This window comes from Hyphomicrobium sp. D-2 (assembly GCF_029872155.1).
Classification (GTDB): Bacteria; Pseudomonadota; Alphaproteobacteria; order Rhizobiales; family Hyphomicrobiaceae; genus Hyphomicrobium_A.
On sequence record NZ_JARXLA010000007.1, the window covers coordinates 19,004 to 30,506 of the forward strand.

Annotated in this window: 12 protein-coding genes and 1 pseudogene; 5 read left to right on the forward strand and 8 right to left on the reverse strand. The window is 62.9% G+C overall.

The genetic code is table 11. The annotated features are described in order from the left end of the window. Positions 1 to 15 precede the first annotated feature (15 nt). On the forward strand, positions 16 to 339 hold the full coding sequence (locus QEZ49_RS12420) for a hypothetical protein (protein ID WP_280387331.1): 324 nt from the start codon (positions 16 to 18) through the stop codon (positions 337 to 339). A 216-nt stretch (positions 340 to 555) separates the two neighbouring features. Here QEZ49_RS12420 and QEZ49_RS12425 read toward each other — a convergent pair whose 3' ends face one another. From QEZ49_RS12425 to QEZ49_RS12445, 5 genes are all read right to left on the reverse strand, one after another. After that, positions 556 to 1,101, reverse strand: a complete 546-nt coding sequence (locus QEZ49_RS12425) for a hypothetical protein (RefSeq protein ID WP_280387333.1) — start codon at positions 1,099 to 1,101, stop codon at positions 556 to 558. Positions 1,102 to 1,295: 194 nt separating this feature from the next. After that, the gene (locus QEZ49_RS12430) at positions 1,296 to 2,684 is read right to left on the reverse strand and encodes an MFS transporter (RefSeq protein ID WP_280387354.1); all 1,389 of its coding nucleotides are present in this window, start codon (positions 2,682 to 2,684) and stop codon (positions 1,296 to 1,298) included. A 194-nt stretch (positions 2,685 to 2,878) separates the two neighbouring features. Next, positions 2,879 to 3,496 (reverse strand): TPM domain-containing protein, encoded by a 618-nt coding sequence (locus QEZ49_RS12435; RefSeq protein ID WP_280387335.1) that lies wholly within the window; start codon positions 3,494 to 3,496, stop codon positions 2,879 to 2,881. A gap of 52 nt (positions 3,497 to 3,548) precedes the next feature. Beyond that, positions 3,549 to 4,394, reverse strand: coding sequence for a TPM domain-containing protein (locus tag QEZ49_RS12440; protein WP_280387337.1), 846 nt, complete (start codon positions 4,392 to 4,394; stop codon positions 3,549 to 3,551). Between the two features lie 24 nt (positions 4,395 to 4,418). Further along, complete coding sequence (locus QEZ49_RS12445) at positions 4,419 to 4,979, reverse strand: LemA family protein (RefSeq protein WP_280387356.1); 561 nt, start codon at positions 4,977 to 4,979, stop codon at positions 4,419 to 4,421. A gap of 309 nt (positions 4,980 to 5,288) precedes the next feature. On the opposite strand from QEZ49_RS12445, the gene QEZ49_RS12450 reads away from it, so the two are divergent. The 4 genes from QEZ49_RS12450 (at position 5,289) to folD (ending at position 7,952) form a co-directional block, all read left to right on the forward strand. Continuing rightward, positions 5,289 to 6,179 carry a ParA family protein gene (locus QEZ49_RS12450; RefSeq protein WP_280387339.1) on the forward strand — a complete coding sequence of 297 codons (891 nt, stop codon included), beginning with the start codon at positions 5,289 to 5,291 and terminating at the stop codon, positions 6,177 to 6,179. Positions 6,180 to 6,394: 215 nt separating this feature from the next. Continuing rightward, positions 6,395 to 6,700, forward strand: a complete 306-nt coding sequence (locus QEZ49_RS12455) for a YggT family protein (protein WP_280387341.1) — start codon at positions 6,395 to 6,397, stop codon at positions 6,698 to 6,700. Then, the gene (locus QEZ49_RS12460) at positions 6,697 to 7,023 is read left to right on the forward strand and encodes a DUF167 family protein (protein ID WP_068459562.1); all 327 of its coding nucleotides are present in this window, start codon (positions 6,697 to 6,699) and stop codon (positions 7,021 to 7,023) included. The genes QEZ49_RS12455 and QEZ49_RS12460 overlap by 4 nt, the downstream gene beginning before the upstream one ends. A gap of 50 nt (positions 7,024 to 7,073) precedes the next feature. Further along, on the forward strand, positions 7,074 to 7,952 hold the full coding sequence (folD, locus tag QEZ49_RS12465) for a bifunctional methylenetetrahydrofolate dehydrogenase/methenyltetrahydrofolate cyclohydrolase FolD (protein WP_280387344.1): 879 nt from the start codon (positions 7,074 to 7,076) through the stop codon (positions 7,950 to 7,952). 351 nt (positions 7,953 to 8,303) lie between these two features. On the opposite strand, the pseudogene QEZ49_RS12470 reads toward folD, so the two are convergent. The 3 genes and pseudogenes from QEZ49_RS12470 to QEZ49_RS12480 form a co-directional block, all read right to left on the reverse strand. Continuing rightward, positions 8,304 to 9,837 (reverse strand): annotated as a pseudogene (locus QEZ49_RS12470) (YifB family Mg chelatase-like AAA ATPase). Positions 9,838 to 10,074: 237 nt separating this feature from the next. Then, positions 10,075 to 10,887: a protein phosphatase 2C domain-containing protein gene (locus tag QEZ49_RS12475; protein ID WP_280387346.1), complete on the reverse strand. Its 813-nt coding sequence runs from the start codon at positions 10,885 to 10,887 to the stop codon at positions 10,075 to 10,077. Beyond that, positions 10,871 to 11,503, reverse strand: a 633-nt coding sequence (locus QEZ49_RS12480) for an FHA domain-containing protein (protein WP_280387348.1), incomplete at its 5' end; no start/stop codon positions are given. The genes QEZ49_RS12480 and QEZ49_RS12475, both read right to left, overlap by 17 nt.

The following is an 11,503-nucleotide window of genomic DNA, read 5'->3' on the forward strand; positions in this document are numbered from 1 at the left end:
TCGGGGACTTTCACCGTGAACACTTTTGCCCGCGCAATCATCTATGCCGTCATTCTGGCCGCCATCGCGGCTGGCGTGATCTACATGTATTCGCCGCTGCCGACCGCAACGACGCCTGCCGCTGACGCACCTGCAGCGTCTGAGCCGCTGGCTGCGCCTGCCGAGGAGCCCGCTGCTGAAGTTGCTCCGGCTGCTGAAGCACCTGCTGCCCCTGAGCCGATGGCTGAGCCGGCTCACGAGCCTGCTGCTGAAGCCCCGGCTGAAGCTGCTCCGGCTGCTCCTGAGCCGAACGCTGAGGAAGCAACGCCTCCGGCCACCGAGACGCCTGCACAGCCATAATCGGCATAGGCATCAAGGCCTACTAATGATAGCCGCGGCCCGCCTTCCGTGTTCATCACGGTTGGTGCGGCCGCGGTTTTCTTTGTGCGCTGTGCGGTACGGATCGGGACGCGCAAGGCGTGCGATCACGCGATCCAGCGGATTACGGCGTGAGGATCTCTGCGCGCATTGAATGCGACATGGCGGATGGCAGACGCCGGGATCTGAGAAGAGCCGTTAGTGCCACTTCTGCGTTTCGGGATCGACGGTGCTGTCGCTTCCTTTATCGGAGGGCTGCTTGTCGCCCTGACCAACGTTCGGTGGCGACAGCGTTTCCGGCTTATCCTTCGCTGCCTCATCCTTCGGCGCATTGAATTCCTTCGCCGCCTCTTTCGCCTTGTCGAGTACCTCGGAAGTGGCCTGCTTGGCCTTGTCCAGCACTTCGCGCACGGCTTCGGCCGCCTTGTCCATCAGCGTCGTTGCCTCGCGGGCATCGTCGAGAGCATCTTCGCTGGCCTTCTTGCCTTCGTCGATGCTGGTCGCGGCATTTTCCTTGGCCTGATCGATCGCCTTCAGAAGCGCTTCCTTGGCGGCATCGATGGCAGCGTTGGTGGCGCTCTTGGCGTCGTCGATCACCTCTGACGCCGAGCGCTGCGGCGGAGCTGGGTCGGCTTCGGTTGCTGCTGGCGGCGGCGTATCCGTCTGGGCCTTGTCGGTTGTGGGTTCAGCGACGGCAGCGAGTGGCAGCATCAGGGCGGCAAGCAACGGTAAAGCGCGGTGCATGGAACGAACTCCTCATTGCCGCTTCGATAAAAGGGCCGGAGGATCATGGCGCCGAAGTGTGTCCGGCGTATTGATCCATGCCAACACGTGCCGCAGATGGGCCATCAGCATCGGCCACCAAGCAAAGATAAGGCGCCCCCGATCCCGCGACCAGAGGCGCCCCGATAAGCGCAAGGCTGAAAGATCCGCCGTTATTAATCCCGTCTTGCGGGCATTCTCACCTTGGTCATGAGGGCCATGCCGACGATGAGGAACAGCGTGATCGCAGCCATGCCGATGCGCTGACTCTGGGTGATCGCCGTAACCAGTGCCACCAGCAGCGGCGCCAGGAATGCGGTCACCTTGCCGGAAAAGGCGAACAGACCAAAATACTGGGTGATCTTGTCGGGCGGCGCCAGTCGCGCCAGCAGCGAGCGGCTGGACGATTGCACGGGCGCCGCAACGAGGCCGACGACGATCGCGAACGCCAGGAACACCTGCTCACCCGCGGATGAGAATGGCCCCGAGCCAGCTTCTTTCGGCGCGACATCAAGGAAGAACAGCACGTGGTTCTTGTCGACGGACAGGATGCCGATGGCACCGAGCAGCAGCAGGAACAGCGCCGTTACGATCACGAACTTGGCGCTGATGCGGTCATCGAGCACGCCGCCGATGAGCGCACCGAATGCGCCGATCAGCGTCAGGATGATGCCGAAGATGCCCAGTTCCAGCGGTCCCCAGCCGAACACTGACGCACCATAGATGCCGCCGAAGGTGAAGATGGCGGTGAGGCCGTCCGTGTAGATCATGCGTGCGGCCAGGAAGAAAAGCATGTCGCGGTTCTGCGGCAGCGCGCGCACCGTGTCCCACAGTTCCGCCGTGGCGGGGCGGCCATCGTGCACCCGCTTCTGTTTGATGTCCGGTACGAACAGGAAGAACGGGACCATGAACACCAGATACCAGACGGCCGATAGCGGACCGACGATGCGGTCGCCCTCGCGTGTGGTGGTGTCGAGCGGCAGCAGCGGATCGAGGCCGAACATTGTCATGCCGCTGTCGCCCATCGGCACGATCAGCCCGGCAACGAGGAACAGGCTGGCGAGGCCGCCGAAATAACCGCAGGCCCATCCTGAGCCGGAGAGCCGGCCCAGTTCGCTTTGCGGCACAAGGCTGGGCATGATCGCGTTGGTGAACACGGCTGTGTATTCAGCGCATACCGTGGCGATGATGAAGGCGAGCAGCACCAGATAGATCGTGGATGATGGCGCTGCGGGTGTTGCGATCCAGAGCGAGGCCATCGCAATGGCGAGGATGACGGAAAACAGCGCGATCCATGGTTTGCGCTGGCCGCGTCCATCGGCGAAAGCGCCGAGGAATGGGCTGCCGAGGGCGATGAAAATGCCCGCAATGGCGGCGCCGAAGCCCCACATCGATTGGCCTTGCGGGCCATCGCCCACCACCACGTTGGCAAAGTAGGGCGCGAACAGGAAGGTGAGGATCAGCGTGTAAAACGGCTGCACAGACCAGTCGAACAGCATCCACGAAATGCGCGCCCTGAGCGGCGCGCGGGCCGTCGCTGTTGCGCCGGTTTGAGGCGTAGCCATATCCACGATCGTCTTCCCCGTTCAATTCTGCGGGGAGCCTATAGCATGAAAGATGGCGGTGCTTGGGGCAGTTCGTCATCAATTTCGACGCGGACCGGGCGCGCCGGCATTGGAGGGCGCAGGCGCGGCAACCCGGCAATTCACCGTCCTGGCTGGGCGCGAGCGCTGGCGACCTGATCCCTCGCTGACCCCGTTCAGGGCAGGATGATCAGATGGTCCGGCAGGTCGTCGGCATCGTCATCGCCCGGCGGAAAATGCCGCGCCAGTTCATCGCCGATGGCGCCAATCGCAATGATGAAGCCATCCGTTGCGCGGCCCTCACCGATATGGTCGGTCAGTTCGTCGATGATCTGCTGCCAGACTCCGTCGGGTACGTGGTTGTTGATGGCGCGGTCGGCGATGATCTCGGCATGATGCTCAGCGCATGAAATGAACAGCAGCACGCCGGTGCGCCCTGCGGTGGTGTCGAGATTCTGAACCAGAAACTGCTCCATCGCCCGGCGGCGTGCGTGCAGATGTTTGATGCTGGCTGGCACCAGGGCAGTGCGCATCTTCAGCGGCATCAGCAGCGCCGTGATAAGCGCGAACACGGCAAGCTGGATCAGATAGATCTGCACGAGGCCGAGGTGCGTGAAATAGATCAGCACCCACGGCACCAGCAGGGCGATGATCGCCGCAACCAGCGGCGGCACATAGTGATAACCATCGCTTTGCATTGCGACGACGACGACAACCTCGCCCGAGGTGTTCCGCTCCGCCTCGCTGATAGCGGCGGAGATGCGTTCCTTGTCGGCGGCCGAAAACATGCTCATGCCGATGTCTCCCGCGTTGATGCTTCCGCTGCCATGGCGTTGCCGTTGTCCATCACCAGCTTCCCGACGAGCCGCCGCCGCCGAAGCCGCCACCGCCGCCGGACCATCCGCCTCCACCGCCGCCGGGCCAACCACCACCCCAACCACCGTAGTTGCCGGGGATCACGATTGGGCCGCGCGCTGATCTCCGCCGTTGGCCGGCCACAGCCTGTGGTGACGTATTGATAGATTGCACGACCGCGAAAACAACGAACAGCGTTATGCCTAGCCAGAACATGATCAGAATGACTGACCACATGTCGAGGTCGTCGGCGGTGCGAGCTGCGCGTGCGCGTTCCTTCACTGCTTCGGCGTCGCCCAGCAGCACATCTTTAATATCGCGCACGCCGGCTTCGACGCCGCCCGCAAAGTTGCCTTGACGGAATTGCGGTAGGATGGCGTTGTGTACGATCAGGCTGGACATGGCGTCCGTCATGATCGGCTCAAGGCCGCGACCAACTTCAATGCGCACCTTGCGCTCGTTGGGCGCAATGATCAGCAGCACGCCGTTGTCTTTGTCTTTCTGGCCGATGCCCCAGTTGCGGCCAAGCTGGTAGCCGTAGTCTTCGATCGCGTAACCCTGCAGCGAGTTGAGCGTAACAACCGCCACCTGATCGGTGGAAATCTCCTCAAGCTCGGCAAGTTGGGCGCTGAGTTCGGCGCGCTGTTGCGGCGTCAGCAAGTTCGCTTCATCGACGATGCGACCGGTGAGAGCGGGGAAGGTCGGCGCCGTCCATGCCGCGGTCATGCTGGCCAGCAACAGCACGCTCGCGACGGCGCACACTAACGCCAGCCATGCCACCGCGACCGGGCGTTGCGCCGCCCGGCTCAACGGCGAAGCGCTTGCGGCCGCGTGCATTGCGCGTCTCCTCAAGGGCGGCGGTTACTGCTTCGGGCCGAAATCGACCTTCGGAGCTTTCATCTCTTCAGCCGGGATGTCGAACGTCGCCATTTCCTTGGCCGACGGATACATCACAGCGCGCCAGATGCGGCCCGGGAAGGTGGTGATCTCGGTGTTGTAGGCCCGGACAGACTGGATGTAGTCGCGCCGCGCGATGGCGATGCGGTTTTCAGTGCCTTCGATCTGGCTTTGCAGCGCCAGGAAGTTCTGGCCCGACTTGATATCCGGATAGCGCTCAACGACAGCCATCAGGCGCCCAAGCGCACCGCCGAGCTGGTTCTGCGCATCCTGGAATTTCTGCATCGCTTCCGGATTGGTGAGGATGTCAGCCGGGATGTTGATCTGGGCCTGCGTGGCTTTGGCACGGGCCTCGACAACATCCGTCAGAACCGTGCGCTCCTGATCGGCGAAGCCCTTCACGGTTTCAACCAGGTTCGGGATCAGATCGGCGCGCCGCTTGTACTGATTGAGCACCTCCGACCACGCCGCCTTGGCGTCCTGTTCGTAGGTGGGGATGGTGTTGATGCCGCACCCGGCCAGCATGAAAGTCACGGTGGCGACGAGAATGGCGGTGAGGGGGCGGGGCAGTGAAAGCGTCGGCGCGTGAGCCATGGCTTGGGCCTCTTTGGAGGTATCCGGGGCGGTCAGTCTCACCTTTCAACCGTTAAAGGCGACAGAAAGGTGACAGATGCTCTGGTTGCAAGGTTTATCGGCCGCTATTTCTGACGGGCAATTTGTGTGCGTTGTGGCCCGTTCCCATGGCTGCCATATTCAGCGGCCATTGATAACGTCGGCCACGGCTCCCAGTCGGGGGCTATCCCGCGTGGCGCATTTTGAGGAAGTCCGTCTGGTATGCGCAATTCCATTGCAGTGATGAACACCAAGGGCGGCGTCGGCAAGTCGACGCTGGTTCTGGCGCTGGCCGAGACAATCTCGGCCTATCACGGCAAGAACGTGCTGGTGATCGACAGTGACGCGCAGGCCAGCGTGTCGAGCATGCTGATGTCGGTGTCGAGCCTCTACAAGCTGCAAAGCGACGGTGCGACGATCGTCGACTACCTGCACGCCCGCGTGCTGAAGGGGCAGGTGATCGATTGGCCGAAGTACATCGTGCGCAATGTATCGGATGTCGATGATGCGCGGTCGCTGTTCCTGCTGCCAAGCGATATGCAACTCACGTTGCTTGAGCGCGAGGTCTCGAAGGAAAATCTGCACGGGCGGCTGCGCGAGGTCATCGGCGAATTGCTGAATGGCGTGCGCCGCGTGTTCGACATCGTGTTGATCGATTGCCCGCCGGGGCTTTCCGTTCTGACGGAGTGCTGGCTGCGCGAAGCGGATTTCCATGTTTCGCCCACCAAGGCCGATTACGTGTCGGTGTGTGGGCTTGAGGTTTTCAGGCGCTTCAAGGCGCTGAATCCGGAAATGGGCTTCGCCGAAAATCTTGGCGTTATCGTCAACCTCAAGGAAGCGACGTCGTCTTCCGATGAGGAATATCACCGCTGGCTGGAATCCAATCCGGACAACGCGTGTTTCGCGCAGGCCATTCCGCGCATGTCAGCGCTGCAGGATGCTGCGAACTTCCAGAGTTATGAGCGCAGCTACTTCGCGAAGTATCCGGGGCAGGTGGGTTCGGCAGTGCGCGCTCTGACAGAAGAGGTGCTTGCACGTCTGGCGCAGCGCACCGGAGCAACCAGTGCATCGCCACCACCTCCGCCACAGCAGGCCAACGTCGCCAACGCTTGATAGAGGTTTCCGGGCCGGGGCGACGGGACTGAAGCTGCGTCAGTTGCAGCTAGTCGCCCCTGCAACAGGGTAGCGTCCTACCGCTTGCAAGCTGCCGATGTTTGCGTTTTGCATGAGCCACCTTCAGCGTCCGCTCACCGCATGCAGTCCATGTCGCTTGCCCGTTGGCCCCGACCAAGGTTAAACGTGGCGCTGCAGCACGGGAGCGCAGCACGATGTTACTTCTCCGCCTGATCGATTTTGCCGGCTACCTCGTCCAGCTTTACGTCTATGTCGTGATCGCCAGCGTTATCATGAGCTGGCTGATGGCTTTTGGCGTCGTCAACCCATACAACAATACCGTTCGCGCCATCTGGCAGGGCCTCAACGCGGTCACTGAGCCGCTGCTGCGTCCGATCCGCAATTTGCTGCCCAACCTGGGTGGCCTGGATCTTTCGCCGGTGGTTCTGCTGCTGGGCTGCTTCTTCGTGCAGAGCGTGGTGCTTGGCACGCTGCGGGATCTGGTTATCGCGAGCGGATGAGCTCGGCCGAACAACCATGGCGGGCAGGGGATGGGTGCGTCATCGTGCGCGTGCGCCTGACCCCTAAATCCTCGATAGAAAGCGTCGACGGCGTCATTCCAAGCGCGGAAGGGGTGGCGTTTGCCGCGCGCGTGCGTGCGGTTCCCGCCGAGGGGGAAGCCAACGCGGCGGTTGAAAAACTCATTGCCCGCTGGCTGGAAGTGCCCAAAAGCACTGTGCGCGTGACTGGCGGGGCAAAATCCCGCATCAAGTCGCTCACCATCAGCGGGGAAACGGATCGCCTGGAGCAGCGGCTTAGGGCAAAACTCGCGCCCAGCCGCTGAGGACGCGCCTTAGCGCGGGGCCAATCACCAATCCGAGGGAGGATTTTTTCATGGCTGCATTCGTTATCGACGGCAAGGTCATTGCCGCCAAGGTTCGCGCTGATGTCGCCGCCGACGTGGCGCGCCTCAAGGAGCAGCACGGTTTCGTGCCGGGCCTGGCGGTGGTTCTGGTAGGCGAAGACCCGGCCAGCAAGGTCTATGTGCGCAACAAGGCACAGCAGACCGTCGAGTGCGGCATGCAGTCGTTCGAGTTCAAGCTGGCCGAGGATACGCCCGAGGAAGAGGTGCTGGAGCTGGTTCGCAAGCTCAACGCCGATCCGGCCGTCAACGGCATCCTGGTACAGATGCCGCTGCCCAAGCACATGGATTCAAACAAGGTTCTGGAACTGATCGATCCGCTGAAGGACGTCGATGGCTTCCATCCGATGAACGTTGGCCGCCTGTCGATCGGCGAGCGCGCGCTGGCGCCCTGCACGCCGGTCGGTTCGGTGATTCTGGCTCGCAGCTTCAAGGACGATCTGTCCGGTCTCAACGCTGTCGTCGTTGGCCGTTCGAACATCGTCGGCAAGCCAATGGCGCAGCTCCTGCTGCGTGAGAACTGCACCGTCACCATTGCACACTCGCGCACCAAGGACCTGCCAGACGTCGTGCGTGAAGCCGATCTGGTTGTGGCCGCGATCGGCAAGCCGGAGTTCGTGAAGGGCGACTGGATCAAGCCGGGCGCCATCGTGATCGACGTCGGTATCAACCGCGTGCTGAAGGAAGACGGCAAGGGCAAGATCGTCGGCGACGTCGAGTATGCCACGGCTGCGCAGGTCGCTGGCGCGATCACCCCGGTTCCCGGCGGCGTCGGTCCGATGACCATCGCGTGCCTGCTGAAGAACACGGTAGAGGCGGCGCTGATGCAGCGCGGTCTGATGCGCGCCTGATAGCGCCAAGGTGATCCGGTTAGGGGCATGAATACCGCCCTGCACTGTGATCGCCGATGAAGTAATGCGAAGCGGCGGGCTGCAGAGTCCGCCGCTTTTTTCGTATGCGGCCTCGAGTTGTGCGGCAGGTGGCGTTCCTCTTGAGCCGGACAGGCGGGCTCTTGCCGAGCGCCGCGGGCGCGGTCATCGGAGCACCCGCGGCGGGGTCGATGCCAGTGCCACTGCACGGCGCCTGACCAGCTTAAACGTGCCACACGATCCGCAGCGGTTACGCGTATGCAGAAGCTTCGTTGCGGCCCATGCTTGAAAATGGTTGCTTCGGTTCGTTTCCCCCGTGTCTAAAGCGGCCAATCAAGCCGCGTGAGCGTGCTGCTGGCGCAAGGTTTCGCCACGATAGCTCAGCGCTTCGGCAATGTGCACGCGTGCGACGGCCTCGGAGCCATCGAGATCGGCCAGCGTGCGTGCAACGCGCATCGTGCGGTGGAAACCGCGTGCAGTGAGCTGCAAGGATTCCGCAGCCCGGCGCAGCAGCTCCGCCCCCTCGGCGTCGGGGCGCGCAATATCTTCCAGCAGCCGGCCGGTGCAATCGGCGTTTGTGCGCAAGCCTTTGGCGCCAAGCGCCTCAAAGCGCGCCTGTTGCAGAGCGCGGGCGCGCGCAACCCAGGCACCAACTTCGGCGCTGCCTTCCGATGGTGGTGGCAACAGCAGATCAGCGGCACTCACGGCCGGTACTTCGATCTGCAGATCGATGCGGTCGAGCAAGGGGCCAGAGATGCGGGCCTGATACTCGGCGGCACAACGTGCGCCGCGTTTGCAGGTGCTGCCGGTTCCGCCACCGCATCGGCAAGGGTTCATCGCAGCTATAAGCTGGATGCGGGACGGATAGTGGATGCGATGGTTGGCGCGAGCAATGATCGTTTCGCCGGTTTCCAGCGGTTGCCGCAGGGCATCCAGCACACCGGGTTGAAACTCCGGCAGTTCATCCAGAAACAGTACGCCAAGATGCGCGAGACTGACCTCGCCAGGTCTCGGACGCGAGCCGCCGCCGACGAGCGCGGCCATGCTGGCGGAATGGTGCGGAGCCCTGAAAGGTCGTTGTGTTGCGAGCTTGCCGCCCATCAACTCGCCGGCGAGACTGTGCACCATCGATACTTCCAGCATTTCCTCCGGCGACAGCGGCGGCAGGATGGAGGGTAGCCGTGCGGCCAGCATCGATTTGCCAGACCCTGGCGGGCCGGTCATCAGCAGGTTGTGGCCGCCTGCGGCCGCGACCTCCAGCGCCCGCTTAGCACTCTCCTGTCCCCGCACGTCGGCGAGGTCAGGTTGCAATGTCGTGGGCGAACTAAGTGCTGGCTTGGGGCGTGCCAGCACCTGTTGGCCTTTGAAATGATTGACCAGTGAGAGCAGGTGAGGGGCGGCGATGATGTCGATATCTTCTCCGGCCCACGCGGCCTCAGGCCCACATTCGGCCGGACAGATGAGGCCTTTGCGCATTGCATTGGCGCCGATCGCGGCAGGTAAAGCGCCGGGCACCGCCCGGATGGAGCCATCAAGCGCGAGTTCGCCAATGGCGGTGAAGCCGGCAATCACCTCAGGTGACAGGGCACCCATGGCCACCATCATCGCCAGCAGGATCGGCAGATCGAACTGGCTGCCTTCCTCGGGAAGATCGGCGGGAGCAAGGTTCACCGTGACGTGTTTGAACGGCAGGCCAAGCCCAACGGCATGCAGTGCGTTGCGCACCCGCTCGGAACTTTCAGCCACCGCCTTGTCCGGGCAGGCCGACGATGACCAGCGCGGCGCGACCGGGCGTGATGCGCACCTGCACTTCAACGGCGCGCGCCTCGATACCAACGAATGCCAGCGTGGAAATATGCCCGTACATGCTGCCCCCGGTGCCGACCCAATTCCGCCGGGCGATCAACGTCGCTCCACGAAGTGTCAAGCCGATGCAACCTTAGCGTGGGGATGCGGGGCGTAAAGAACAATATGAGAACAAATCACCGGATGCTGGCGGTCGGGGTTGGCGGGCCGCATCGGTCTTTCGCCACGCCGGCGAGATATTCATTCCGTTGCGGAGAGCGCCTTGCCTTCTTTGCCGGCCGCATCGTCTCACCGTCCACTAAACCACCACCAGCGGCCGCACGGCCATCACGGTCGTATTGTCCTGATGCGGATCTCGAATGGCTTCCACGGCACGGATCAGTGCATTGGCAACAGCCTCGGCGCCGTCATTCGCATAGGCGGAAACGATCCGTTCGATCTCGGCGATTTCCAGCGTGTGCAGCCCATCGGACGCCAGGATGACGTAGTCGCCCTCTTCCAGCATCAACGGTTTGCGCGATACATCGACCAAGTCAAGTTCGTCGCCGGTTACGGCTGAGCCGCAGCATGTGCCGTCGCGGGTCGTTTTTGCCTGCTCCGGTGTCATCTGGCCTTCGGCGGCCATGCGATCCAGCTCCGGCGCGAGCGAATGATCTTCATTCAGCAGCGCAATCTCGCCACGGCGATAAAGCAGCAGCGGGCTGTCACCGACGCTGATCCACTCGACACCCTCGTGGGTGAAAACCGCTGCCACCAGAGTAGTGCCCATGCCCGAAAGCACCGGATTAGCGTGCACCTCAGCGGCTATTGAATCATTTGCAGACTGCAGCGATTTTATCAGCCGGTCGGAGCGCGATCCGTTGAGATCGGCGTAGGCGGAGATGAAATTCTTGCACGCCATGCGGCTGGCCAGAGCGCCAGCCGTGTGCCCGCCCATGCCATCAGCCAGCACCGCGATGAGACGCGTTGCGCTGGCGGTCAGCGGCAGCTCCGCGCTCCCGGCGCCGCGTTTCTCGGCGGGCCAGAAGGCGCTTGAGTCTTCCTGATAGTCGCGCGCACCCTTGGTGCGCGAGCGGCGTGATCGTAGGCCTGCATCAGTCCTTGGTATCATTGAGATCGGCCCAGTCAAACTCAGCGCCACAGAACGGCACGAAAACGAGCTGCGTGCGCCCGATCGTGATGACGTCCATCTGGTTAAGCTCTACTGCGCCGGTCGGGCGTTGCTCATTGATCGAAACGATATTGGTCTTGGCCAGTGTTCGGCACGAACGAAATGATCGTGACGAGGAATCATAACGGATATAGGCCTGCTCTTCCGACGAAATTGCATCATCGCCGAAATCCAGCGGAATGCGCTGGTTACGCGCGCGGCCCATGGTGTTGTTGCCCTCGAAGATCGGCCGGAACGCGCCCATGCCAGCGCCGCCGACAACGACCAGCCAGCCAACGACGGGATCCTGCTCGAACTCGCCGCGCTGCACCTGGGCCTTGCCGCGTACAAGCTGGGTGCGGGGCGGCTGCGTGGCTTCGGCTTCGTCAACTTTGGGGGCGCCGCCACGCACAACGCGCGTAGTGGGCGGGGTGGCGAATTCCACGTGGCGGTCAGCCTTCAGCGAGGTCTGGGCTTTCACGGCGCGCGCGGCCTCTGCCGCGCTTGGACCGCTGCCGGCCGGTGCCGCAACGGCGGCAGGTGCAGCGGATGGATTTTGCGCGGCCCGTGTTTCGTC

Coding starts and splice junctions, on each gene's coding strand:
- QEZ49_RS12425 (WP_280387333.1), bottom strand. CDS start 1,101: ATGCACCGCGCTTTACCGTTGCTTGCCGCCCTGATGCTGCCACTCGCT.
- QEZ49_RS12430 (WP_280387354.1), bottom strand. CDS start 2,684: ATGGCTACGCCTCAAACCGGCGCAACAGCGACGGCCCGCGCGCCGCTC.
- QEZ49_RS12435 (WP_280387335.1), bottom strand. CDS start 3,496: ATGAGCATGTTTTCGGCCGCCGACAAGGAACGCATCTCCGCCGCTATC.
- QEZ49_RS12440 (WP_280387337.1), bottom strand. CDS start 4,394: ATGCACGCGGCCGCAAGCGCTTCGCCGTTGAGCCGGGCGGCGCAACGC.
- QEZ49_RS12445 (WP_280387356.1), bottom strand. CDS start 4,979: ATGCTGGCCGGGTGCGGCATCAACACCATCCCCACCTACGAACAGGAC.
- QEZ49_RS12450 (WP_280387339.1), top strand. CDS start 5,289: ATGCGCAATTCCATTGCAGTGATGAACACCAAGGGCGGCGTCGGCAAG.
- QEZ49_RS12455 (WP_280387341.1), top strand. CDS start 6,395: ATGTTACTTCTCCGCCTGATCGATTTTGCCGGCTACCTCGTCCAGCTT.
- QEZ49_RS12460 (WP_068459562.1), top strand. CDS start 6,697: ATGAGCTCGGCCGAACAACCATGGCGGGCAGGGGATGGGTGCGTCATC.
- folD (WP_280387344.1), top strand. CDS start 7,074: ATGGCTGCATTCGTTATCGACGGCAAGGTCATTGCCGCCAAGGTTCGC.
- QEZ49_RS12475 (WP_280387346.1), bottom strand. CDS start 10,887: ATGATACCAAGGACTGATGCAGGCCTACGATCACGCCGCTCGCGCACC.